The sequence below is a fragment of the Alphaproteobacteria bacterium PA2 genome (assembly GCA_002256425.1).
Lineage (GTDB): Bacteria > Pseudomonadota > Alphaproteobacteria > Caulobacterales > Caulobacteraceae > Phenylobacterium.
In genome coordinates, this window is record NKIZ01000001.1 from 3,139,995 (window position 1) to 3,165,642 (window position 25,648).

The window sequence follows — 25,648 nt, forward strand, 5'->3', positions numbered from 1 at the left end:
TGGATGCGGCGCAGGGATTGAACGAATTGAGGTGCCATCAGGGTCACCACCGACGCTCGAAGCGGCGTCGCAGCAGAATGGCGGCCAGGTTCATCACGATCATGAAGACCAGCAGGACAATGATCGCCCCCGCCGTTCGCTCGTGGAAGCCGCGCTCGGAGGCGTTTTCCCAGATGAAGACCTGAACAGGAAGGACCGTGGAGGCGCCGGTGAACCCTTCCGGGACGCCAGGAACAAAGGACACCATGCCGATCATCAGAAGCGGCGCCGTTTCGCCAAGGGCATGGGCCATGGACAATATGGCGCCAGTCATGACTCCGGGCATGGCCAGGGGCAGGACGTGGTGAAAGACGGTCTGGGTCTTTGAGGCGCCGACGCCCAGGGCCGCCTCTCGGATGGACGGAGGCACAGCCTTGAGGGCCGACCGGGTCGCAATGATCACGGTGGGCAGGGCCATGAGGGACAGGACCAAGCCGCCCAGCAGGGGAGATGACCTGGGCACATGCAGCCAGTTGATGAACACGGCCAAGCCGAGCAGGCCATAGACAATGGACGGCACCGCCGCGAGATTGTTGATGTTGACCTCGATGATGTCGGTCCAGCGGTTCTTGGGCGCGAACTCCTCAAGATAGGTGGCCGCCAGCACGCCGATGGGCACGGCCAGCAGGGCGGTTACGAACAGCATCATGGTCGACCCGACTATTGCGCCCCAGACGCCTGCCTGTTCGGGCTCGGTCGAGTCGGACTTGGTCAGGAAGCCGGAATTGAAGCCGGACGAGACCATGCCGGTGGACTTCATCCTGTCGAGCCAATCCAGCTGGGTATTGTCGAGCTTGCGCTCGTCCTCCGGGCTCGAACGCTTGATCTCGCCCTTGTAATAGAGCGCGCCGTCAGCCCGTACCGGCCCGGTGACCGAAATCGTCTTGCCGATCAGGCTCGGGTCAGCCCTGACCTTTTCAAGCACCTGGAAGCCCAGGTCATTGGACAGGATATCCATGACCTTGGAGGACTTGCTTCCAAAGTCATCATCCTTGACCCCCAGCCGCGCCAGGACCTGATCGGCGATGAGCAGGTCGAAATTGGTTCCGCTGATGTCGTTGCGATCAACCCGCGCCGGATCCACAAAAACCGGAATCGAGACGCTGTATTCCTGGAAGGTCGTATAGCCCTGGGCGACGATCCGCCCCAGCAGGATGGCGAGGAAGGACAGGGCGAAGGCTATGGCTGCAAAGCCATAGGCCCGGAAACGCTTTTCCTGGGCATGTCGGACCTTGAGCCGAGCCTCGACGGTCTGGCGAAGGGTCACCGCAGCGGGGGTGGTGGCGTCAGTCATACTGTTCCCGGTATCTCTGGACGATGCGCAGGGCGATGATGTTCAGGGTCAGGGTGACCACAAACAGCGTCAGCCCAAGGCCAAAGGCGGCAAGGGTCTTGGGACTGTCGAATTCCTGGTCGCCGGTCAGCAGGGTGACGATCTGGACTGTAACCGTCGTGACCGTATCGAGCGGATTGATGGTGGCGTTGGCCTGAAGTCCCGCAGCCATGGTCACGATCATGGTTTCACCGACAGCCCGGGAAACCGCCAGCAACATGGCGGCCATGATTCCAGGCAGGGCGGCGGGCAGGACGACCTTCTTTATGGTCTCGGACCTGGTCGCGCCCATGGCGAGACTGCCGTCCCGCAGGGACTGGGGCACAGCGTTGATGATGTCATCTGACAGAGAGGAAACAAAGGGGATGAGCATGACGCCCATGACCGCCCCGGCCACCAGTGCCATCTGATTCTGCACCTGGCTGAGATAAACCCCCAGGCCGTCCAGCCCTCCGCCGATCAGCATGGCGCCGATGGCGTTGAAGAATTCACGGAACAGGGGCCCCACTGTCAGGGCGGCGAAGAAGCCATAAACAACGGTCGGCACCCCGGCGAGAATTTCAAGAAGGGGCTTCACAACGGCCCGAGCCAGAGGGCTGGCGTATTCGGACAGGTAGATCGCAGAGAAAAGGCCAACCGGCGCCGCCACCAGCATGGCGATGAACATGATCAGGAAGGTGCCGATGAACAGCGGCACGGCGCCGAAGGCGCCGCTGGAGGCGTACTGGTCGGTGCGCATGGCGATCTGGGGATCCCAGTCCATGCCAAACAGGAAGTCGATCGGTGATACTGACTGGAAAAATCGCCAGCTCTCCCAGACCAGGGACCCGACAATCCCCACCGTCGTCAGGACGGCTGTGACCGAGCAGAGTATGAAGAGCCCTGCAATCCAGGTTTCCACACTGTTTCGGGCGCGGAAATCAGGCCGGATTTTCGGCAGGGCGAAGGCGGCCCCGGCGAAGGCCAGTACCAGGGCGGCGCCAAGGGCGCTGTAGGTAATCTGATCGCGGAGATGGGCGGCCTTGTTGACCGCAGCATCCAGGGCCTGCTTCTGCGCACCCTCATAGAGGGTTTCACTGGGCTGTCCGCCGAGGGACAGGGTGACGGCGTCGTTGAAGAACACGTCCTGCTGCTGGGAATCCATTCCCTTGATCGCCGGTACATCCGCCGACCTCAACAGACCCGCTTCCAGCCGACCGCCAAAACCGGCCGCCAGCAGCAGGATCAAGGCGGCGGGAACAGCGACCCAGATGGCGACATAGCCGCCGTAATATCCAGGGAGGGAATGCAGGGCGACCGGACGACCGCCAACCGCTGCAAGAGCCTTGCGGCGGGCGGCGAAGAACGTAGCCCCGGAAAACAGGGCGAGCGCCAGGAGTGCGACCCAGGTCAGCATGTCGTCCTTTTGATCCAGTACTCGTCAGGGTTCGGCCACTTCAGCCCTTGCTCTAGTGCGCCAGTGCTGAGCCTCTACGACAGTTTTGCGACAGTTTTGTCACAAACTCCGGTGGTCACCCAGGGCCATTGGGACATATGCGGTGAATGTCGCCCCCCGTCCCTCGACGCTCTCCACCACCAGGCCGCCCCGGTGGCGATTGAGGATGTGCTTTACAATGGCGAGGCCCAGCCCTGTGCCGGGGCGAGCGCCGCTTTTCTGGCCTTCGACCCGGTAGAACCGCTCGGTCAATCGCGGGAGATGTTCCCGGGCAAGTCCCGGTCCGGAGTCCGAGACGTGGAGCACAAGATAGCGAGCCGGTCCATGGTCGGGCGTCAGCAGGGCCAGCCGCGCGCTGTCTTCCATTACGGGGGCAGCGGCATCCATGGCGCTGAGGTCGGTGAGCAGGCGAACCGTGACCACCCCATCGGGTGGCGTGTACTTAAGGGCGTTGTCCACCAGATTCTGGACCACCTGGACCAGCTGATCGCGATCGCCAATGGTTACGGCGCTGCCTGGCGGCGGTATGTCCGATTTCAGATTTACCCGACCCTCCCTGGCGAGGGGACCGAGGGAGTCCAGAACGTCCAGGACCGCCAAAGCAAGGTCCATCTCGCCAGCCGGCGCGATGTGTTCATTGAGCTCTATGCGGCTGAGCGACAGCAGGTCGTCGATCAGCCGGCTCATGCGGTCAGCCTGGGTCTGCATGATCCCGAGGAACTTCTCCCTGGCCGCATCGTCGGCACGGGCATGGCCCCTGAGGGTTTCTATAAACCCGGAAAGGGAGGCCAGAGGCGTGCGCAGCTCATGGCTGGCATTGGCAAGGAAGTCGGCGCGGGTCCGCTCGGCCCGGCGGATGTCTGTCTCATCGCGCAGCACCAGAACCATGCTCATCATGCCGCCCTCTTCGCCGCCGAGCGGCTGGGCGAAGGCCTTGAGAACCCTGTCCTGGGCGCCGCCCTGATCGTAGAGCGCGGTCGCCGGAACCTGGCCGAACAGGGCCTCATCAACCGCTTCCAGCACCTCGGGATCACGTATTGCTGTAACCAGCAGTCCCGCCCCGGAGCTGAGGTTCAGAACCTCACGCGCCGCCCTGTTGGCGAGTACATAACGACGCCCCGTCGGGTCATCGGGCTCGATCGCCGTTACAAACAGAACCGGGTCCGGCAAGGCGTCCACAAGGGCGGCGTAGGGCGGATCGCGACTGAGCTCACCTTCCCGGGCAGGCATCGCCTGGTCATCGTGAATCGCAATGCTGGAAGCGCCCCCAAAACCGATCAGGGCGCCGGCAGCCAGGATCAGGGTCGCCCCGGCCATGGCCGAATCGAAATCAAGGAGTTTCAGGAACGCCAGGGCGCCAATGACCGCCGCACCGCACCCGGCGCTGGCCAGGGCTGTCCATATCGGCAGACTGTATCGGGATGGCGTCGGCAAGCCGATTCTCCATAAGCTGGGGTCAACCACGCCCCAGTCCTGTGACAGTTGAATGACAAGACCCCGATTCTTGGCGAACGGCTTGGGTCCGGCGTGGAATTGGAAACCCGTCGGGCGCCGTCCTCGGTTGTCGCCGGGCTCCCCCCGCTCTAGGCCGTGGAAGCTTACATGAATTCGCCATGGCTTACGCCGACCTGAGGGCCTCCGTGCCCAAGCTGGGTCTGGCCTGGTCCCTGGCGTCGCATGATGTGATTTCCCGCTATCGCGGCTCCATTCTCGGGCCGTTCTGGATCACCCTGTCCATGGCTTTCATGGTTCTGGGGATCGGCTTTCTCTATTCCGAGCTGCAGCACATCTCCCTGCAGGAGACCATGCCCTTTGTCGCCCTGGGCATTGTGTTCTGGGGCATGATCTCCCTGGTCATCATCGAGGGCTGTGAGACCTTCGTCCACGCCTCGGGCATGCTCAGCCAGACCTCCCTGCCCATGTTCACCTTTGTCTGGCGCACCCTGCTGCGCAATCTGGTGACCCTGCTGCATCACCTGATCATCATCGTCGCCGTCCTGATCTGGTTCGGCTACTGGCGGACCATGAACCTGCCCCTGGCGATCGCCGGCCTGGCCCTGACCCTGCTCAATGTCTCCTGGCTGAGCCTGGCCGTCGCCATTTCCTCGGCGCGTTTCCGCGACATCCCGCAGATCGTGACCTCGGTCATGCAGTTTTCCATGTTCATGACCCCGGTCTTCTGGAAGCCGGATTTCAACAGCCCGATGTTGAAGCTGGTCCTGATCTACAATCCCTTTTTCCACATGCTGGATGCGATCCGCGGGCCCCTGCTTGGCGCCCAGCCGGCAATGCATACCTATGTCGTCCTGGTGGTGATGGCGGTGATCGGCTGGGGCGTCACCTTCTCCCTGTTCGCCCTCACCCGTCGCCGGATTGTGCATTACCTATGAAGGCGCCTCCGGTCTCCATTACGGTCAAGGACCTCACCCTGCGTTTCCCGGTCTACGGAGTCGACGCAAAGTCCCTGAAGAAACATCTGGCCCGGGTGGCGATCGGCGGACGGCTGAGCAGCGCCCACCACGGCACAGCAGAAGTCACCGCCATCAGCGGCCTGTCCATGACCCTCAAGGCCGGCGACCGCCTGGGCCTGATCGGCCACAATGGCTCAGGCAAGACCACCCTGCTCCGGGCCCTGTCTGGCGCCTACGAACCCGATGAGGGCCAGATCGAGGTCAAGGGCCGCATTGCCCCCCTGCTGGATCTCAGCCTTGGCATTGACCCTTCTGCGACCGGCCTCGAGAACATCCGCCTGCGTGGCCGGATCGCCGGCCTGACCACAAAGGAAATCGACGCCAAGATGGAAGAGATCGGCCGGTTCACCGGCCTGGGTCCCTTCCTGGCCATGCCGCTCAAGACCTATTCCGCAGGCATGGCGGCCCGCCTGGCCTTCGCAGTTGCTACAGCCGTAGACGCCGACGTCCTGCTGATGGACGAATGGATCGCGGTCGGCGACGCCGAATTCCAGAAGATTGCCCACCAGCGGCTGCTCAGCCTTGTGGAACGGGCCGGTATTCTGGTCCTGGCGTCCCACGACATGGATTTGATCCGGTTGTACTGCAACAAGGTCATGCGTATGGAAGGCGGCGTCGCTTCGCCGGTCACGAGCATCAAGAATCTGGACCAGCTTCTCGCTCAGACCTGACGGCGTCGCGGGTCATCAACGGAATGCTCGCTTGCACCAGAAGAATGTGCCGCTGAAGGAACGCCTGTGGCAGCACATCCGGCCTGTGGCCGTCAGCCTGCTCGCCTCCATCCGCAAACGCCCCTGGCTGCACCGCCCCATGCATGCGCTGGCCGTTCGCGCCTCACGCTACCGGATGGCGGCGGTCTTCATCCAGGCGGTTCTCGAAGAACACTATCTGACAGCCTATGAGTATGACCGCTGGATCCAGGACAATGACACCCTGAGCGAAGCGGATCGTCGGGAAATTGCCGAACGCGTGGCCGCCATAGCAGCGCCGCCACAGATTTCGGTGATCATGCCGGTCTACGCCACAACGCCGGAATTCCTGATCGCCGCCATCGCCTCGGTCAGGGCCCAGCTTTATCCGCACTGGCAGCTCTGCATCGCCGACGATGCGTCTCCCGGTGAAGAGACCTGGGCGATATTGCAGGATCAGGCGGCGCAGGACCCGCGGATCAGGATTCTCCGTCGCAGGACCAATGGTCACATCAGCGCCGCCACCAATTCGGCCCTGAGCCTGGCTACCGGCGACTTTGTCGCCTTCATGGACCATGACGACATCCTGCCGCCCCACGCCCTCTATGAGGTCGCCGCCGAGATCCTGGCCGACCCTACTGTGGAATTGATCTATTCCGATGAGGACAAGATCGACGAGACCGGCCGCCGGTTCGATCCCCACTTCAAGACCGGCTGGAACCCCGAACTCCTGCTCGGGCAGAACATGGTCAAGCACCTGTGCGTCGCCCGGCGGGAGCGTGTCCTGCACCTCGGCGGCGCCCGTCTGGGATTTGAAGGCAGCCAGGATTATGACCTGGCCCTGCGCATCGCCGAGGGCGTGCCGGCCGACAGGATCCGTCATATCCCCGCCATCCTCTACCACTGGCGCCAGAGAACGGCGGCGAAGTCATTCTCGGAGTCGGCTCTGGACCAGTGCCTGGAGGCCGCCCGCAAGGCGGTGACCGAGCATCTGGAACGCACCGGCGTCAAGGGCGCGAGCGTCGCCCCCCTGACCAATGCGCCGGCCTATCTCAGCGTCAAACGCCCCCTGCCGTCGCCCGCCCCCCTGGTGTCGGTCCTGATCCCGACCCGCGACCGGGCCGAACTGCTGAAGCAGTGTGTGCAGGGCGTTCTGAAACAGACCAGATACCGACCCCTTGAAGTCATCATCATCGACAATGACAGTGTCGAGCCCGAGACCCATGCCCTGCTCAAGCGACTGGCCCGGGACAAGCGTGTCCGCGTCATTCCGGCGCCGGGACCGTTCAATTATTCAGCGATCAACAACATGGCCGTCGGTCATGCCAGGGGCGAGACCCTGCTGTTCCTGAACAATGATGTGGCCGTGATCGAGCCAAACTGGCTGGGCGAGATGATCGCCCAGGCCGTCAGGCCCGAGGTTGGCGCCGTCGGGGCGGGTCTTCTCTATTCAGATGGACGGGTGCAGCACGGCGGCGTTGTCCTCGGAGTCGGGGGACTGGAGGGCGAGGATGCTGTCGCTGGACACCTCTATGCCGGGGCCCGCTCGATTTCGAAGAGCTATTTCAACCATCTCAGGCTGGCGCGGAACGTTTCGGCCGTGACCGCCGCCTGCATGGCGGTGCGCAAGGATGTCTTCCTGAAGGCCGGCGGTTTTGATGAGACCAACCTGGCCGTCGCCTTCAACGACGTGGACCTGTGCCTCAGGATCGGCGCCCTGGGCTACCAGCTGATCTGGACGCCACGGGCCACCTTGTACCACCTGGAATCGGCTTCCCGTGGCTCTGATCTGGAGCCCGAGGTCATTGGCCGTTTCCGCAACGAGATCGCCTATATGCGCCGCCGCTGGGGTCCGGTTCTCGACAATGATCCCTTCTACGGCCCCAACTTCGACAAGCGCCATGTGGACTATCGGCTGGCGACGCCGGTGCAGCGCCTCAGGCCCTGGAAGCGTCCCTAGACTGCGGCGTAAGTGTCGGCCATGGTCCCCCTCCGAAAACCGGAGTGAAGAAGATGGCGCGGGCGAAGCTGGCTTGGATTGCAGCACTTGGACTTCTGGCGACCACGGCCCAGGCCGCACCGGCGCCGAAGAAGGACGCCAGGATCTGGGCCGCCGCAGAGGCCGCCCGCCCAGCCCAGCTGGAACTGCTGAAATCCGTGGTCAATATCGACTCCGGGACGGGCGACGTGGAAGGCGGTCGCAAGGTCGCCGCCATCCTGATCCCGAAGCTGAAGGCCCTGGGCGCCGCCATTGAGGTCGTACCCGCCGAGGCCCCCGGCCTGCCGGAAAACCTGGTGGCGACCCTCAAGGGGACCGGCAAGACCCGCATATTGCTGATCGGCCATATCGACACGGTCTTTGGTCCTGGCACCGTCGCAAACTGGTCGTTCAAGCAGGATGGCGACCGGATCACCGGCCCGGGCGTCGGGGATGAAAAGGGCGGGGTGATTCAGGCGATCACAGCCCTGCAGATCCTGAAGGACCAGGGCTTCAAGGGTTTTGGCACCCTGACCTTCCTGATCGAATCCAGCGAGGAGCGTGGATCGCCCGGGACCCGGGCCCTGATCGACCGGCTGGTCAAGTCGCACGATGTGGAGCTCAACCTCGAACCCGGCGACGCCCCCGACCTGGTGACGGTGTGGCGCAAGGGCAGCGCCACAATGGACATTGACGTCAAGGGTCGCCCTGCCCACGCAGGCGTCGCCCCGCAGGATGGCCGCAACGCCGCCGTAGAACTGATCCATCAACTGGCCGTGGTCGACACCCTGCCACACTCCGGAGAAGGCCTGACGGCCAACCTGACCATTCTTCAGGCCGGCAGCCGTTACAACATCATCCCCGAAGATGCCCGGGCGCAGATCAATGTCCGCGTCCGCCAGAAGGCGGATCTGGATCGGGTCGAGAACCTCCTGCGCGAGTCATCGAAGACCACAATCATTCCCGACACCAAGGTGACCGTAACCCGGGAAACGTCCTTCCCGCCCCTGCCCAACAACCCCATGACCGACGCCCTGGCGGAGCGCGCCAAGGCCATCTACGCCGGAATCGGACTGACCCTCGGCACCGGCGGCAATGGCGGCGCTTCGGAATCCGCCCTGGCCCATGAAGCCGGCACACCGACGCTGGATGGCCTGGGTCCGGTGGGCGGCGACTTCCACACAGACAAGGAGTGGATTGACCTGAAGTCCGTCACGCCGCGGCTGTACCTGCTGACCAAGCTGATCATGGAGCTCAGCGCAAGGCCGCCCAAGGCCAATTAGGGAACGAAGACCTCGGCCAGAGGCCGGCTGCCATCCCAGAGGGCGGCCGACCATCCGGCCGCCAGGGCCCCGTCCACATTGTCCTGCCGGTCGTCCAGCAGGAAGTGATCCTGTGACAGCCTGCCGGTCCTCGCCTCAATGGCCCGGAAGAAGGCGAGGTCAGGCTTGGCGGCGCCAAGATCGGCAGCATAGTGCATGGCGTCGAACCGGGCGTTCAGGCCAAGAGTGTTCCACAGATAACCGGCGCGATGGTGTTCCTGGACGGTGGCGAGATGCAGGGCCACCCCCTGGCTCCGCAGAGTCGCCAGATCCTCAAGCAGGGCCTCGTCCAGCCGCCCGTCGTTCCGGAACCAGTAGTCCATCAGCACCCTGGCGTTCAGATGGGGCGCGATCTGGTGAAGTACATCGTCCAGCACCCCCTGCAGGTCTGCTCGCCCATGAATGATGGATGGCCAGTGTGGGACGAAGAGATTCGCCTGCAGGTCAGCCCTAGTGATCCCGAGATCAGCCTCGATCTGGGCCGCCCAGCCACCCTGATGAACCGGATGGACGATGACGCCGTCCACATCCACCATCAGGATCTTCTGGGTCACGTGGCGAGACCCTTAAGTCGGTAGAGCGCCGCCATGGCCTCCCGGGGGCTCATGCCGTCCGGGTCGAGGTCGGCCAGGGCCACTTCAACCGGACTGGGCCCGGTGCGCCCTGGTGCAGCTGGCGCGGCGCCGGAAAACAGCGGCAGGTCTTCAAGATGGGCGGGGGCGCCGGCTTCGCGCTCCAGCCGGTCCAGAACCTCCCGCGCCCGGGCCACCACGGCCGGCGGAACTCCGGCAAGCTTGGCCACCTGGACCCCGTAGGACCGGTCCGCCGGACCGGGACCGGCCTCATGCAGGAAGATCAGGTCGCCGTTCCATTCCTTGGCCTTGAGGGACAGGTTGGTCACATAGGCGAGCCGGTCCTCAAGGACCGCAAGCTCATGATAGTGGGTGGCGAACAATCCCCGGCTGCGGTTGGTTTCGTGAAGGGCCTCGGCGCAGGCCCAGGCAATGGCCAGGCCGTCATAGGTGGCCGTGCCCCTGCCGATTTCGTCCAGAATGACCAGTGAGCGCGGCGTCGCCTGGGCCAGGATGGCGGCGGTCTCCACCATTTCGGCCATGAAGGTCGACCGGCCCCGGGCCAGATCATCTCCGGCGCCGACCCGGCTGAACAGACGGTCGACAACCCCCAGACGGAAGCTGACCGCCGGCACGAAGCAGCCCGCCTGGGCAAGGATGGCCAGCAGGGCGTTCTGGCGCAGGAAGGTCGACTTACCCGCCATGTTCGGGCCGGTGACTATGGCCAGTCGGGCCCCGGCGATGCCCTGCCCATCAAGGCGGCAGTCATTGGGGGTGAAGGCGTCGCCATTGCGCCTGACGGCCGCCTCCACCACCGGGTGGCGGGCGCCGACAGCCTCAAAGGCTGTGGAGCCATCCAGGACCGGACGGCAGGCGCCGGCGTCCTGCGCCCACTCAGCCAGGGCCGAGGCCACGTCCAGGGTGGCGGCCGCCTGGGCCGCAGCCTGGATCTGGTCAGCCACGGCGATGGCGGCCTCACGCCAGGCCTCGAATATGGCGGCTTCCATGGCCAGGGCCCGCTCGGCGGCCTGGGCGATCTTCGCGTCCAGCTCGGCCAGTTCCACCGTGGTGAACCGCACCTGGTTGGCCAGGGTCTGGCGATGGATGAAGGTGGCGTTGAGCGGCGCGCTCATCAGGGGCTCGGCCGCCTTGGCCGTGGTCTCGACGAAATAGCCCAGCACAGCGTTGTGGCGGATCTTCAGGGCCACCCCGCTGTCAGCCACCAGCTGGGCCTCGAGACCCAGTATGACCCGGCGGCTGTCATCACGCAGGGCGCGGGCCTGATCCAGCTCGGCGCGGACACCGCCGGCGACAAAGCCGCCGTCCCGCGCCTGGAGGGGAAGGTCCTGCCCCAGACCTGCATCCAAAACCGCCTTGAAATCCGCCAGGGCAGGGTGTCTGGCGGCGTCCAGCGCCTCCAGGGCTGTCGTGATCTCCTGCGGCGGCGCAGCCGTCAGCGGGCCCCTGGGCCGGGCAAACTGGGCGCAGATCGTCTGGCCGACGGAAAGGCCGCTGCGCAGACCCGCAAGGTCCCTGGGGCCGCCCCGGCCAAGAGCCAGCCGGGACAGGGCCCGGGCCATGTCGCCAAGACCCTTGAGGGCGTCACGCAGGTCGGCGCGCAAGGGGCGCTGCTCCAGGAACCAGGCGACGGAATCCAGCCGGGCGTCGATGGCCGCCGGATCCAGCAGGGGCCGGGCCAGCCTCGCCGCCAGCAGCCGGGCGCCCGGCGCTGTCATGGTCCGGTCGATGGCGGCCAGCAATGAGCCTTCCCGCGCGCCGGACAGGCTGCGCTCGATTTCCAGGCTGGTGCGGGTGGCCGGGTCGATGGCCATGACATCGGCCTCGCCCGAGCGGCGGGGCGCGCTCAGGGCCGGGGTCTTGCCGGCCTGGGTGGTTTCAAGGTGGGCGGCGATCAGGCCAAGGGCTGAAACCTCGGCCCCGGAAAACTGGCCAAAGCCGTCCAGGGTATCGACCCCATACAACCGTTTCAGGCGGGCCTCTGCGGCGCCGGGTTCGGCCAGGGCTGAGGGCATGGGCTGGACAAGCCCGCCCACCGACCGCAGCAGGGTGTTCAGGCCGTCGTCGGCGAACAACCGGTCAGGGACCAGGATTTCTGAGGGACCAAGAGCCGCCAGGGCCGAGCCCAGACTCTCCCTGGCTACGGCCCAGACCTCGACCTCTCCAGTAGAGAGCTCGACACTGGCGACGGCAGCGGACCCGGCCCGCCAGGCGACGGCGGCCAGACGGTTGGCGCCCCGGGCGTCCAGCAGGCCGTCCTCGGTCAGGGTGCCCGGTGTCACCACCCGGGTGACATCCCGCCGGACAATGGACTTGGAGCCCCGCTTGCGGGCTTCAGCCGGGTTTTCCATCTGCTCGCAGACGGCGACCTTGAACCCCGCCCGGATCAGCTTGGCCAGATAGGCCTCGGCCGCATGGACCGGCACGCCGCACATGGGGATGGGCGCCCCGCCGTGATTGCCGCGGGCAGTCAGGGTTATGCCAAGGGCGACGGACGCCTTCTGGGCGTCCTCGAAAAACAGTTCGTAGAAGTCGCCCATCCGGAAGAAGACCAGGGCGTCAGGCTGCCGGGACTTGGCCTCAAAGAACTGGGCCATCACCGGCGTGGCGCCGGCGGAGTCGGCCGCTGCCGTGGTCAGGGAAGGATCGTGGGCGGTCATGGTCAGGAAACAGGTTAACGCCCCCACAGCAGGGCGCCACCCCCCGCAAGCAGCGGGAGGGGCTCAGGCCTGTGGGCAAGTCGCTCCTAGTAGCGCGTGACGACCCCAAGGGCCCTGGGTGTCGGCGTGGTCGCCACCCCTTTGGACCGCTTCAGGACCCAGTCGATCAGGGTGTTGGCGACGGCGGAGTTGCCGGCATCCCCTGGCCGTCCCTTGTCCGGGGTCGAATCATCGGCCGAGACAAAGTCGGTATGGCGCAGGATGGCTACGTTGATCTTCGGGTCGAAGGGGGTCACCGCCCTTGCGGCTTCAGTCTGCCAGGTCCCGGTCTTGTTGATCTCGGTATAGTCGCTGACCCCCGGGAAGGGATTGCCGCCGGTCCCCTGGGTGAAGCCCTGGCGCGCCACATAGACCGGGACATTGGCGATGGCGCTCTTGTCCAGATCCAGCTTCACGCCGTCACGATCGACTTTCAGCACCTTGTAGCGGCCGACAAAGTTGGCGTCATAATCCCACCGCTCGGAAGCGTACCAGTTGGACGCCACCATGTCCGAGGCGTCGATGACCCGCTCGCCCGATTGGCTGAACACCACCTTCACCGGACGGATATTGGACCTTGCAGGCGCGAAGCCCTGGCTCTCCATCCAGAGCTTCGCCTTGCCCCCGTCAATGGACGATCCGCCGTTTCCACCGCCCTCGACCCAGTCATAGACCTTGTTCGGATCGACCATGGCGGCCGATGGCGCGCACTTTGGCGGCGGCGGCGCCATGGCCCGCATGGGGCCAGCCATGGGCGCAGGTGGCGTCAGGTCGCACTTGTCCTCGGTTCCGGGGACCGGCTTGAAATCCAGATAGCCCATGCCCTGCCCCAGAAACTGCAGGACCGGCATCTGGACGCCGCCGCCAGGCACCGGATCGGTGTCAAAGCTGGTTCCGGCCCGGGCCAGCCAGGTGGTGCGGATGGCCTTCAGGAATCCGCTTCCGGGCATGTCAGGCATGCCCTGGACCCGCAGGGGAAAGATGGACTCCGCCTTGGGGTCGACAAAGGCATAATAGATCCCCGTCACCGACTGGCTGACCGCCGCATTGGGGCCGGCCACGGCGCCCAGCAAGCCAGAGGCGTCGGTATAGACCGGGACCTTGCCGGTCCGCAGATCCTTCACATGGGCGAAATAGCCGTCCAGATCAGCAGCCGTTGGCGCAGGCTGGTTTCCGGCCGAGGGTCCACCGTCCAGAAACACGAGGCCGGCCAGTTTGGAGACAGCCCGCTTGCCGTCGGCCTGCTGCCGGGCCGCATAGTTGGAGACAAAGCCGCCGCCCTGACTGTGTCCGGCCAGGAAGATGTTGCGATTGCCGGTCTTCTGGGAAATCAGGCCGATGATCTGATCAACATCGCCGGCATAGGTCTGGAAGTCCCAGTCGGCCATGAAGCTGAGGTCGTTCGGGGTCAGGGCCTTCCATTTGGCCATCTCGGTGGCGGTTCCCACCTGGCCGGGGGCGCCCTGAATCGTCGAGGGCCTCTGGGCGTCGGGGCCGAGGTAATAGTCCAGGGCGACCTTGGGATCGCGGGCCTTGCGGGCCGCGGTCAGGGCTGTGGTCTCCGCCAGATTGGCGCCGCGCCTTTGCAGGACCCAGACCTCGACCCGGCATGGCTTGCCCTCACAGTCGCGGGCCTGCGCCTTGTGGACCAGCTGGCTGGCCAGGAAGAGCCAGTGGGCAGGGGTGGATGAGAATCCGGGAAGGCCGACAATGACCGCATTGGCGGCCTTGGGGGCGTCGCCATCCGCAGCAGCCCGCAGACGCAGGAAGGTGGCGGTGTTCAGGCCCTTTGGCGTACTGGGGGCGGCATATCCAGGGATCTGGATGTATTCCGCGGTGACGTCGGAATAGCCGGGCACGAGGCTCTTGGAATAATCCGCAGCCAGAGCCGGTGTCGCGATGGCGAGACTGCCCGCCAGGGCCAGAGCCTTAAGAGACATGGACAATCCTCCCACACATCGCGCCCGATGCAGGGCGCTGATCCTGGCCGGACTATAGCCAACCGCCTGGGAAGTTCGCGGGAAAAATCTCCGCCGCGCGCCGGGATCAGACCCCGGTGACGTCTTCCCAGAACCGTTTGGCCTTGCCGAGGAAATTGGCCGATTTCGGATGCTGCTGGTCGCCGCAGAGTTCGGCGAATTCCCGCATCAGGGCCTTCTGCTGGGCGTTCAGCTTGGCCGGGGTTTCCACGAAGAGCTCAACCACCAGATCGCCGCGCTCCCGGGACCGGAGGGAAGGCATGCCCTTGCCCTTCAGGCGGACGGTCTTGCCCGTCTGGGCGCCTTCAGGAACCTTGACGGCGATCTTGCATTCGCCGTCGCAGTTCTCGCCCCCCATCAGGCAGGGGGCGTCAATCTCGCCTCCGAGGACCGCGACGGTCATCGGCACGGGTACGGTGCAGAGCAGGTCCAGACCATCACGGTCGAACAGTTCATGAGGCCGGACAGACAGGAAGATGTAGAGATCGCCCCTGGGGCCGCCCCGTGCGCCCGCGTCGCCCTCGCCCGCCAGGCGGATCCGGGCTCCGTCATCGACGCCGGCCGGAATGCGGACCTGCAGGGTGCGCTCCTTGCGTACCTGCCCATGGCCGCGGCAGGTGGTGCAGGGGTCGGCAATGACCCGGCCCGCGCCGCCGCAGCGTGGACAGGCGCGCTCGATGGAGAAGAAGCCCTGGCTGGCGCGGACCCGTCCGGCGCCGCCGCAGGTTCCGCAGACGGTCGGACTGGTGCCGGGTTTGGCGCCGGACCCTTCGCAGCTTTCACAGGTCATGGAGGCCGGGACCACAATCTCGACCTCTGAACCGGCATAGGCCTGTTCCAGGCTGATCTCGAGATCGTAGCGCAGGTCCTGGCCGCGGGCCGGGCCGCTGCGCCTCTGGCGTCCGCCGAACATGTCGCCGAACACATCGCCAAAGACCTCGGAGAAGATGTCGTTCACATCGCCAAAGCCGCCAGCGCCCTGGCCGCCGCCCTGACCATTGACCCCGGCATGGCCGAACCGGTCATAGGCCGCACGCTTCTGGGCGTCGGAAAGGATGGAATAGGCTTCGTTGATTTCCTTGAACTTGGCTTCAGAGTCCGGATTGCCCGCATTGCGGTCCGGGTGGTGCTCCATGGCGAGCTTGCGAAAGGCGGATTTCAGCGCTGCGTCATCGACGTCGCGCCCCACACCCAGGATTTCGTAATAGTCCCGCATTGAAGATCAGGTCTCTGAGGAATTCGGAATTGAAGGTGGGGGTCTTTCAACGCCGCCACAACCACGGACTTGGTCCGGGCGTATGAAATCGGCCGCGACAGGGTGATCCTGTCGCGGCCTGAAAGCCCTTAGGCCGACTTCTTTTCGTCGTCGCCGCTGACTTCTTCGAACTCGGCGTCGACCACATCATCGGCGCCGACATCAGCGCCGTCGCCTTCGCCGCCGCCTTGCTGGGCGGCGTACATGGCTTCACCCAGCTTCATGGAAGCCTGGGCCAGGGTCTGGGTCTTGGCGGCGATGGACTCGGCGTCATCACCTTCCAGGGCCGACTTCAGATCGGCGATGGCGGCGGTGATCGCATCCTTCTCGGCCTGACCGACCTTGTCGCCATGGTCGGCCATGGCCTTTTCGGTGGAATGGACCAGGGCTTCGCCATGGTTCTTGGCCTCGACCACGGCCTTGCGCTTCTCATCGTCAGCCTTGTTGGCCTCGGCTTCACGGACCATGGCCTCGATGTCGGCGTCAGACAGACCGCCATTGGCCTGGATGCGGATCGACTGCTCCTTGGCCGTGGCCTTGTCCCGGGCCGACACATTGACGATGCCGTTGGCGTCGATGTCGAAGGTGACCTCGACCTGGGGCACGCCGCGCGGCGCCGGCGGAATGCCGACCAGATCGAACTGACCCAGGATCTTGTTGTCATGCGCCATGGGACGCTCACCCTGGAAGACCCGGATGGTCACGGCCGACTGGTTGTCATCGGCGGTGGAGAAGGTCTGGGAGCGCTTGGTCGGAATTGTGGTGTTGCGCTCGATCAGGGGGGTGAAGACGCCGCCCAGGGTTTCGATGCCCAGTGTCAGAGGCGTCACGTCCAGAAGCAGGACGTCCTTAACGTCGCCCTGCAGAACGCCGGCCTGAACGGCGGCGCCCAGGGCCACGACTTCATCGGGGTTCACGCCGGTGTGGGGCTCGCGGCCGAAGAAGGCCTTCACGATCTCCACGACCTTGGGCATGCGGGTCATGCCGCCGACCAGGATGACCTCATCAATGTCGGACTTCTTGAGGCCCGCATCCTTCAGCGCCTGCTCGCAGGGGCCGATGGTCTTGTTGACCAGGTCTTCCACCAGGGATTCCAGCTTGGCGCGGGAGATCTTGATGTTCAGGTGAAGCGGGCCCGAGGCGTTCATCGAGATGAAGGGCAGGTTCACTTCATAGGTGGTGGTGAAGGACAGTTCCTTCTTGGCCTTCTCGCCCTCTTCCTTGAGGCGCTGCAGGGCCAGCTTGTCATTCCGCAGATCGACGCCGGTTTCCTTCTTGAACTCTTCGGCCAGGAATTCCACGACGCGCATGTCGAAGTCTTCACCGCCCAGGAAGGTGTCGCCATTGGTCGACTTCACTTCGAAGACGCCGTCGCCGATTTCCAGGATGGAGACGTCGAAGGTGCCGCCACCCAGGTCATAGACCGCGATCTTCTTGCCGTCGTTCTTGTCCAGGCCATAGGCCAGGGCCGCGGCAGTCGGCTCATTGATGATCCGCAGGACTTCGAGACCGGCGATCTTGCCGGCGTCCTTGGTGGCCTGACGCTGGGCGTCATTGAAATAGGCGGGAACCGTGATGACGGCCTTCTCGACCTTTTCGCCGAGGTGCTGCTCGGCGGCTTCCTTCATCTTCTGCAGGATGAAGGCTGAAACCTGCTGGGGCGAATAGTCCTTGCCCTGGGCCTTGACCCAGGCGTCGCCATTGGGACCCTTGACGATGTCGTAGGGCACCATGCCGCGGTCCTTCTCGACCAGCGGGTCATTCGCATTGCGGCCGATCAGGCGCTTGATCGCGAACAGGGTGTTGGCGGGATTGGTGACGGCCTGCCGCTTGGCGGGCTGGCCCACGAGACGTTCGCCGTCTTCCAGGAAGGCCACAACCGACGGCGTCGTCCGAACGCCCTCAGCGTTTTCAATCACCTTGGGCGTCTTGCCGTCCATGATGGCGACGCACGAATTCGTCGTGCCGAGGTCGATGCCAATAATTTTGCTCATGATTGAGTCTCTATTCGCTCCATTGAGGCGGGCCACGCGTTGCAGAGCCTTGAAATCAAGCGCTCCATTTCTCGTCATGACCCCCGGTTCGATCAGGGTCTCGGGCGGTTAGCCTGTGAGCCGCCCGCCGTCGAGTCGCGATATGGGGCTGATGGCGGCCGCCGCAAGGGGAAATGCCCCTAAACCTGGTGTGGATTTGTAAAATTTGATCCAGGCCAAGTCGCCAGGACCTCTGAATAAACACGGGTTTCAAAGGGCGTTTCCGCCCCATGGTGGGCCAGAAAGGCGTGCTGCACAATCATGGCCTGCTGCTCGATATTCAGGCCGGCAAATTCACAAGGGGCGCTGAGATCATAGGCATAGGCCCTGTGTCCGTCGCCGGCCCGCAGCTTGGCGAGAATCAGGTTTACCCCCGACTGCGCCTGCCAGACATGGGTCAGCTCATGGACGAACACGCTCCGCAGATGCAGGGATGCCGTGGAAAAGTCCCGGCAGGCGCTGGCGGCTGGCCAGAAGATGAGGCGGGCGCCCGTCACAAAGGCGCGGTTCCAGACCGGCAGGGCGAAGATGGCAACCTTGCCTGCGTCCAGGCTTTCGCCAAACACCTCCCGGGCGAGGTCGCGCTCCCCGGGGGTCAATGTCCGGATTGCGCCAGGAGACATGCGCAGGGCCTGGTTCATGTGCATAATATGGCTGACCATGAGCCTTTCAGCGAGCGACGGATTCCGGATTTTTCCACAGCGGCTCACACCCGGGGCGCAGGCCGCCCTTGTCGCTGAAATCCAGGCGCTTCTGGTGCGGTCGCCCCTTTATCGCCCTGTGACCCCTGGCGGCCGGCCGATGAGTGTTGAAATGACCAATCTCGGCGCCCTGGGCTGGTGCACGGACGCCTCGGGCTATCGCTATCAGGATCGCCATCCGGTCACGGGAGATCCATGGCCGGACATTCCCCGTATCCTCCTGGACCTCTGGACCGACCTGGGAGACCCGGTGACAGGGCCAGACGCCTGTCTGGTGAATGTCTATGGCCCCGACGCCCGTATGGGACTTCATCAGGACAAGGACGAAGCTGATTTCCGCTTCCCGGTGGTCTCAGTGTCCCTGGGGGACACGGCCATGTTCAGGATCGGGGGCCAGAAAAGATCAGACCCGACGCGATCCCTGAGGCTCGCATCGGGCGATGTCTGTGTGCTGGATGGTCAGGCCCGGCTTGCCTTTCACGGCGTGGACCGGATCCTGACGGGGTCCTCCCGGGTCTGGCCGGGAGGTGGGAGGCTGAACTTGACCCTGAGGCGGGCCAGACCAGCCTGATCTGTGACCTGTCCGGGTCTAGAATTCTTCCCAGTTATCAATGTCACTCTTGAGGGCCAGGGCGCCCATGGTCCGGGTCTGCGTGGCGGGATATGCGGGCTCCCGGATGGCTGGAGCCTTTTCCTGCCGCGTCTGGCCGGCCTGCTGGGGCGCGTTGCTGATCCTGAAACCGCCAATCTGCTCGCGGAGCTGGTTGGCGTTGTTGCGCATGGAGTGCGCCGAGGCCGTGGTCTTTTCCACCATGCCGGCGTTCTCCTGGGTCGCCTGGTCCATGTGGTTGACCGCGATATTGACCTGGCTGAGGGCGGCGGACTGTTCCTGGGCGGAGGCTGCAATGTCGGTGATCAGCGCATCGATGCGGGAAACCTGATCGACAATGACCGCCAGGGCCTTGCCGGTTTCACTGACGTGGTTCACGCCGTTGCCGACGTGGCGCTCAGAGGCCTGGATCAGGCCCTTGATCTCCTTGGCGGCGTCGGCCGAGCGCTGGGCCAGGGCCCGCACTTCCGAGGCGACCACCGCGAAGCCGCGACCGGCGTCGCCGGCCCGGGCGGCTTCAACACCGGCGTTGAGGGCCAGCAGATTGGTCTGGAAGGCGATTTCGTCGATGACGCCGATGATCTGGGTGATCTGCTTGGACGAGGACTCGATCTCGCCCATGGCGTTGACCGCCTGACCGACTACCTCGCCGGACTTGTGCGCGCCTTCCTTGGCCTCCGCCACGAACTGGCGGGCCTCCTGGGCGACCAGTGAGGTCTGACGCACGGTGGCGGTCAACTCATCAAAGGCTGCAGCTGTCTGGCCGAGAGAGGCTGACTGCTGCTCGGTACGCTGGGCAAGGTCGTCGGCGGCCTTGGCGATGTCACTGGCGCCGGCGTCGACGCTGACCGTCGAGACGGCGATGGTGGAGAGCAGGCTGTCGAGGGCCTCAACTGCGGCGTTGAAGTCCTGACGGAGCTGTTCATATTCGGACGGGAAGGGATCGGGCAGACGGACCGTCAGATGGCCGCCTGCAACGGCCGACAGGCTTTCGGCCAGCTTGCGCACCACATCGCCGCGGATTTCATCAGCGGCCACCAGGGACTTTTCATGCTGCTTGTGCTCGGCGTCCAGCTTCTGGAGGGCGGCGACCGCGGCGTTGAAGTCCTGACGCAGCTTTTCGTATTCCTGCGGGAAGGCGTTGGGAAGTCGCACGTCATTGCGGCCGGCGGCCACATGGGACAGGCCATCCGCCAGCTGCTGGATGACCTCATTGCGCTCGGCCTCGGCGACCTGCATCTCGGATTCATGCTTCTGCCGCTCCTGTTCCGCGGCTTCGCGCAGGGCGGCCTGTTCCTTGTTACGTGCGCGGCGATCCTCTTCATTCACCCTGAAGACCTCGACGGACTTGGCCATCTCGCCCATTTCATCGGGACGGTCCGTGAAGGGGATCTTGACCGAGGCGTCACCTGAAGCGAGCCGGGTCATGATTTCGGTCAGGCGAACCAGGGGCGCCACCAGGACCTTTGTGGCGGCGGTCAGCATCAGGCCGACGCCCAGCAGGCTGATGACCAGGGCTGAAACCATGATAGTCTGCGCCGTGGCCGCAATGGCATTGGCCTTCTTGGTCTCTTCGGCGACGCGCGCCTCGATCTTGTCGGAGGCGTTGCTCATCAGGCCTTCAAGATCATGGAACTTGTCGATGAACTTCGGCAGGGCGGCGACGGCGGCGGCCGGGTCGGAGCCCGCAAGGGTGACCATGTCATCGGTCGCCTTGGCGTAGTCTTCAATGGGCTGGTCAAGGGCGTGAAGGGTGACTTCCAGGTCCTCATCGGCGAGGGCCTCCCCGGCCCGCACGGAAGCCCGGAAGGTCTGGGCGTGGTCAGCCGCGTCCGCCTTGATTTCCGCGAGGTCGATTCCCATCGCCGGATTGCTGGCCAGCAGGGAGGACAGCACATCGCCACGCATGGCGTCGTGCATCATGTCGGCTTCCATGTGATTTCGCAGAAGGCTCGAGACCCTGGCGGACGTCGCCATTTCACCTGAGAGCTGCTGCGCCGCGTAGACGCCGCAGCCGCCGGTAATGGCGCTGAGCACCAGCATTGCCGCGCCGGCAATCAAGACCTTCGACTTAATCGACTTCATCATCAGAATTCAGTCCCTGGGAAACGCAACGCGCCTGAGCGTGCTAGGTGGGACTGATTTCATTAATCACCCGTAAAATGCGGTATCCACAGGCTTGAGTTGTGCGCGGCGTTTCGCCACACCCATCGGCCTAGAAGTCGCCCCAGGCGTTCGCATCTTCCTTCAACGCCAGGGCGCCCTGGGTTCTTGGCCGGGATGCAAAGTCCTGCAGATCCTTGGGCTGGCTCGGATTGGCGCCCTGGCGGCCCGGTCGGCTGGTGGAGAAGCCGGCGATCTGCTCGGCGAGGGCGTGGGCGTCCTGACGCATGGCATGGGCGGACACTGTGGTCTTTTCGACCATGCCGGCGTTCTGCTGTGTCGCCTGATCCATGTGGCTGACGGCGACACTGACCTGGTTGAGCGATGTCGCCTGGCCCTGGGCCGAGGCTGCAATGTTGGTGATAAGGGCGTCAATGCGCGTGACCTGGGTCACGATCTCGGTCAGGGCCCGGCCGGTCTGGTTCACATGGTTCACGCCATTGCCCACCTGGCCCTCGGAGGTGGTGATCAGATCCTTGATCTCCCTTGCGGCGCCGGCCGATCGCTGGGCGAGGGCCCGCACTTCGGATGCAACCACGGCGAAGCCGCGGCCGGCCTCGCCTGCCCTGGCGGCTTCGACTCCGGCGTTGAGGGCCAGAAGATTGGTCTGGAAGGCGATTTCATCAATGACGCCGATGATCTGGCTGATCTGTTTGGACGAAGCCTCGATCTCGCCCATGGCCGCGATGGCCTGCCGCACAACGGCGCCGGACTTGTTGGCGCCCTCCTTGGTCTCTGCCACGAACTGGCGAGCCTCCTGGGCCACATTGGAGGTCTGGCTGACCGTCGCCGTCAGCTCCTCGAAGGCGGTGGAGGTCTGCCCCAGGGAGGCGGCCTGCTGTTCTGTGCGGCGGGCCAGTTCGTCGGCCGCTACGGCGATGTCGTGGGCGGCCCGATCCACGTTCCGGGTAGAGTCGCCGATAGTGGAAAGCAGGCTGTCGAGGGCTTCTACAGCCGCGTTGAAGTCACGGCGCAATTGTTCGAATTCGGACGGGAAGGATTCAACCAGACGTACGGTCAGCCGGCCTGCAGCGACCTCGGCCAGGCCCTGGGCCAGTTTCCTGACCACATCGGAGCGCAGACGATCAGCAGCCTCAAGGGATTCCTCGTGGATCTTCTGCTCAAAAGCCAGGGCCTCGAGAGCGTCGACCGCTGAATTGAAGTCCAGGCGCAGCTGTTCATATTCGCCGTGAAAGACCTCATCCAGCCGCGCGCCGACACCACCCTTGGAGAGGTTGGCCAGGCCGCGCGCCAGTTTGGCCACCACGGAGCGTCGGACCTCATCGGCCTCATGGGTCATGGCCTCATAGGCTTCCCGCTCCCGCGCCGCGGTCTCACGCAGTTCTTCCTGTTCGCGGCGTTGGGCCTGACGTTCAATGGCTCCCAGCCGGAATCCTTCCAGCGACTTGGCGATCTCGCCAACCTCATCGTGTCGGCCAAGATACGGGACCTTGATCTGGAAATTCCCGGCGGCCAGGTTTTCCGTATAGGCCGATATGCCCTGAATGGGCCTGATGACCCGCCTGAACAGCAGCCAGAGGGCGGCCATGGACACCAGGGTCATGGCCAACAGCATGGATCGCATCAATGTCCGGCTGGCGTTCAGCTCTGCCAGGGTCCCTGACTCAGCCCTGTCCCGAGCTGCAGAGATCAGGGGGACCAGCTCATCAATCGCCTTGCGGTGGGCCGAATAGGCGATCTCGATCTCATCTCCGGCGGCCAGCATGGCCTGGGTGTCACCGGCCCTGGCGGCTGGCAAAAGCTTGGACTCGGTTATCGACCAGAACTGCCTGGCGGCCTGATCAGAGGCGCCAAACATCACCCTGGAGAGATCCTCTGGGGGGTTCTGGGTCTTCCAGAAGGCGAGCCGCTGGTCATAGTCTTCATGCAGACGTTCAAGGTCGGCCTGCAGGTTGGCGACACGGGATGGTCGGGCCTGGACTTCCAGAACGGCGTTGTGGGCGTCCACCAGGTAGAGCGGCGGCGGCAGGACATCTGCCCGCAGGTCCTTCAGCGCTGATATCTCGCGATAGGCCGTCCCCCCGACCCGGGTCTGTTCCGTCGAGAAATAGAAGGTAATGGCCAGGATGAAGTTGCCGATGAACAGGAAAATCCCCAGGGACAGGGCGGCCTGGGAAAGGCGGACGTTCATGATCGAAGCCTCGGGCGACAGATAACCGGGAACTCAGACGCTGTTTCGGCCTAACGTCAGTTTAACGGGGCCAGCTTCATCGTCAGGCAAAGAAAAAGGCGGGGCCCGAAAGCGCCCGCCTGATCCTGTTACTGTCCTGGATCGTTCAGGTCAGGGACTAGAATTCTTCCCAGCCGTCCACGTCTTCCTTGAGGGCCAGGGCGCCCATGGTGCGGGGCGCTGCGGCGCGAGGCTCAGAACGGGCCTCATTATGGTGGGAAGCCTGGCCAGAGGGCTTGCGACTGACCGGGCCCATGCTGCTGGTGCGGAACCCGCCGATCTGGGCGGAGAGTTCGTTGGCATTGCTGCGCATGGTGTGGGCTGCAGCCGTGGTCTCTTCCACCATGGCGGCGTTCTGCTGGGTCATCTGGTCCATGTGATTGACCGCGATGTTCACCTCGCCAAGGGCTGAAGCCTGCTCCTGGGCCGAGCCGGCCATGTCGGTGATCAGGGAGTCGATCCGCGAGACCTGCTCAACGATCACGCTGAGCGCCTTGCCGGTTTCACTGACGTGGTTCACGCCGTTGCCGACGTGGCGTTCAGAAGCCTGGATCAGGCCCTTGATCTCCTTGGCGGCGTCGGCCGAGCGCTGGGCCAGGGCCCGGACTTCCGAGGCGACCACCGCGAAGCCGCGACCGGCGTCGCCGGCACGGGCGGCTTCAACACCGGCGTTGAGGGCCAGCAGGTTGGTCTGGAAGGCGATTTCGTCAATGACGCCGATGATCTGGGTGATCTGCTTGGACGAGGATTCGATCTCGCCCATGGCTTCCACGGCCTGGCTGACGACTTCGCCGGACTTGTGGGCGCCGGCCCGGGCTTCCGCCACGAACTGGCGGGCTTCCTGGGCGCCGGTGGCCGTCTGACGAACCGTCGCTGTCAGCTGGTCGAGGGCGGCGGCCGTCTCTTCCAGTGAGGCGGCCTGCTGCTCGGTGCGGCGGGCCAGGTCGTCTGCGGCGTGGGCGATTTCGGTCGCTCCGCTGTCAACGCCGGCGGTGGACATGCCGATATTGGCGATCAGATTGTCGAGGGCCTCGACAGCGTCGTTGAAGTCGGCGCGGAGCTGCTCGTACTCCTGCGGGAAGGATTCCTGCAGGCGGATCGTCAGGTGTCCGTTCGCGATCTGCGAGAGGCCGTCGGCCAGCTGGCGGACAACTTCGGTGCGGATCTGATCGGCCTGCTCCAGCTCACGCTCGTGGCGGCGGCGATCGGCCTCGGCCGATTCACGCAGGGCGTCCTGTTCCTTGCGCTGGTCCTGGCGTTCCACGGCGCTGACCCGGAAGACTTCCACCGAGCGGGCCATGTCGCCCACTTCGTCGTCGCGATCGAAGTAGGGAACCTTCTTGTTGTAGTCGCCGGAGGCCAGCTCGCCCATGTACTTGGAGATACCCTGGATCGGAACCACGATCCGGCCCTTCAGAACCTGCAGACCCAGATAGGCGATGACACTGATCAGCACGCCTGCGCCGATCAGCAGGATGCGGCTGTAAAGAACCGCCTGCTTCGATTCGGCCAGTTGCTCATCGACGTTTGCGGCCAGCAGGGGAACCATTTCATCCACCGCCTTGCGGTGGGCCAGGTAGGCGGCGTCGATTTCTGCACCAGCGGCGGCGATGGCTGCGGTATCGCCAGCCCGGGCTGCGGGAAGAAGCTTGGTTTCGACAGTGGTCCAGAATTTCTGGGCGGCGTCATTGGACGCCCCGAAGAGAAGGGTCGCAATTTCGGCCGGAGGCTTGGTTTCCTTCCAGAAAGCCAGGCGGGTCTCGTAATCCTTGTGGAGCTGGGCAAGCTTCGCGCTGGCTTCAGTAAGCTCCGCTTCCGGATGGGCGACGATGAGCTGGGCTGCAAGGTCTGCCTCGACCAGGTAGAGGGGCGGGGGCAAGATGTCCGCAACCAGGTCTTTCGAGTCCGATATGCTCTGATAGGACGTGCTGCCAATCCGCACCTGATCCATGGCTGCGTAGGAAATCGCGCAGAGGATCAATATGGCGGCGACGAGAAAATACCCGAACCACTTGGTGGCCTGTGCAATCCGGAACGACATTAGCAGCCTCGAAGACGTGGGATGTATGACCCTACCCTTCCGCCCCGCCGACCTAACAACGGCTTAACACCCCGGCCAAATTCGCACAAAAGTCAAAATGGTTAGGTCATGCCAACCAT

The 25,648-nt window shown here is 64.4% G+C and carries 17 protein-coding genes; 5 read left to right on the plus strand and 12 right to left on the minus strand.

Annotated elements, in window-relative coordinates:
- Positions 1–43 precede the first annotated feature (43 nt).
- The 3 genes from pstA to CFE28_15130 all read right to left on the minus strand — a co-directional run bounded on the left by pstA (position 44) and on the right by CFE28_15130 (position 4,124).
- Positions 44–1,333 carry a phosphate ABC transporter, permease protein PstA gene (gene pstA, locus CFE28_15120; GenBank protein OYU71208.1) on the minus strand — a complete coding sequence of 430 codons (1,290 nt, stop codon included), beginning with the start codon at positions 1,331–1,333 and terminating at the stop codon, positions 44–46.
- Positions 1,326–2,768 (minus strand): phosphate ABC transporter permease subunit PstC, encoded by a 1,443-nt coding sequence (gene pstC, locus CFE28_15125; protein ID OYU71209.1) that lies wholly within the window; start codon positions 2,766–2,768, stop codon positions 1,326–1,328. The genes pstA and pstC overlap by 8 nt, the downstream gene beginning before the upstream one ends.
- Before the next feature lie 99 nt (positions 2,769–2,867).
- Positions 2,868–4,124 carry an ATPase gene (locus CFE28_15130; protein ID OYU71742.1) on the minus strand — a complete coding sequence of 419 codons (1,257 nt, stop codon included), beginning with the start codon at positions 4,122–4,124 and terminating at the stop codon, positions 2,868–2,870.
- 296 nt (positions 4,125–4,420) lie between these two features.
- Between CFE28_15130 and CFE28_15135 the strand changes: the two genes are divergently transcribed.
- The 4 genes from CFE28_15135 to CFE28_15150 are packed head-to-tail and all read left to right on the plus strand — an operon-like array spanning position 4,421 to position 9,228.
- A complete protein-coding gene (locus CFE28_15135; GenBank protein OYU71210.1) occupies positions 4,421–5,197 on the plus strand; it encodes a hypothetical protein in 777 nt (258 codons plus the stop codon).
- Positions 5,194–5,949, plus strand: coding sequence for a sugar ABC transporter ATP-binding protein (locus CFE28_15140; GenBank protein OYU71211.1), 756 nt, complete (start codon positions 5,194–5,196; stop codon positions 5,947–5,949). The genes CFE28_15135 and CFE28_15140 overlap by 4 nt, the downstream gene beginning before the upstream one ends.
- A 31-nt stretch (positions 5,950–5,980) precedes the next feature.
- The gene (locus tag CFE28_15145) at positions 5,981–7,927 is read left to right on the plus strand and encodes a glycosyl transferase (protein OYU71212.1); all 1,947 of its coding nucleotides are present in this window, start codon (positions 5,981–5,983) and stop codon (positions 7,925–7,927) included.
- 53 nt (positions 7,928–7,980) lie between these two features.
- The gene (locus tag CFE28_15150; protein OYU71213.1) at positions 7,981–9,228 is read left to right on the plus strand and encodes a glutamate carboxypeptidase; all 1,248 of its coding nucleotides are present in this window, start codon (positions 7,981–7,983) and stop codon (positions 9,226–9,228) included.
- Here the strand turns inward: CFE28_15150 and CFE28_15155 are convergent.
- The 6 genes from CFE28_15155 to CFE28_15180 form a co-directional block, all read right to left on the minus strand.
- Positions 9,225–9,821, minus strand: coding sequence for a haloacid dehalogenase (locus CFE28_15155; GenBank protein OYU71214.1), 597 nt, complete (start codon positions 9,819–9,821; stop codon positions 9,225–9,227). The genes CFE28_15150 and CFE28_15155 overlap by 4 nt on opposite strands.
- Positions 9,818–12,517 (minus strand): DNA mismatch repair protein MutS, encoded by a 2,700-nt coding sequence (locus tag CFE28_15160; protein OYU71215.1) that lies wholly within the window; start codon positions 12,515–12,517, stop codon positions 9,818–9,820. The genes CFE28_15155 and CFE28_15160 overlap by 4 nt, the downstream gene beginning before the upstream one ends.
- Before the next feature lie 86 nt (positions 12,518–12,603).
- Entirely contained in the window at positions 12,604–14,496 is a 1,893-nt protein-coding gene (locus CFE28_15165) for an alpha/beta hydrolase (GenBank protein OYU71216.1), read from the minus strand.
- Positions 14,497–14,602: 106 nt separating this feature from the next.
- Complete coding sequence (gene dnaJ, locus CFE28_15170) at positions 14,603–15,751, minus strand: molecular chaperone DnaJ (GenBank protein ID OYU71217.1); 1,149 nt, start codon at positions 15,749–15,751, stop codon at positions 14,603–14,605.
- A gap of 128 nt (positions 15,752–15,879) precedes the next feature.
- Entirely contained in the window at positions 15,880–17,784 is a 1,905-nt protein-coding gene (locus tag CFE28_15175; GenBank protein OYU71218.1) for a molecular chaperone DnaK, read from the minus strand.
- A 179-nt stretch (positions 17,785–17,963) separates the two neighbouring features.
- The gene (locus tag CFE28_15180) at positions 17,964–18,353 is read right to left on the minus strand and encodes a hypothetical protein (protein ID OYU71743.1); all 390 of its coding nucleotides are present in this window, start codon (positions 18,351–18,353) and stop codon (positions 17,964–17,966) included.
- Positions 18,354–18,483: 130 nt separating this feature from the next.
- Between CFE28_15180 and CFE28_15185 the strand changes: the two genes are divergently transcribed.
- Positions 18,484–19,095 carry an alkylated DNA repair dioxygenase gene (locus CFE28_15185; GenBank protein OYU71744.1) on the plus strand — a complete coding sequence of 204 codons (612 nt, stop codon included), beginning with the start codon at positions 18,484–18,486 and terminating at the stop codon, positions 19,093–19,095.
- A gap of 18 nt (positions 19,096–19,113) precedes the next feature.
- Here the strand turns inward: CFE28_15185 and CFE28_15190 are convergent, their stop codons facing one another.
- The 3 genes from CFE28_15190 to CFE28_15200 all read right to left on the minus strand — a co-directional run bounded on the left by CFE28_15190 (position 19,114) and on the right by CFE28_15200 (position 25,529).
- On the minus strand, positions 19,114–21,222 hold the full coding sequence (locus tag CFE28_15190; protein ID OYU71219.1) for a methyl-accepting chemotaxis protein: 2,109 nt from the start codon (positions 21,220–21,222) through the stop codon (positions 19,114–19,116).
- A 127-nt stretch (positions 21,223–21,349) separates the two neighbouring features.
- A complete protein-coding gene (locus CFE28_15195) occupies positions 21,350–23,449 on the minus strand; it encodes a hypothetical protein (protein OYU71220.1) in 2,100 nt (699 codons plus the stop codon).
- Between the two features lie 157 nt (positions 23,450–23,606).
- On the minus strand, positions 23,607–25,529 hold the full coding sequence (locus tag CFE28_15200; GenBank protein OYU71221.1) for a methyl-accepting chemotaxis protein: 1,923 nt from the start codon (positions 25,527–25,529) through the stop codon (positions 23,607–23,609).
- Between the last annotated feature and the right edge of the window lie 119 nt (positions 25,530–25,648).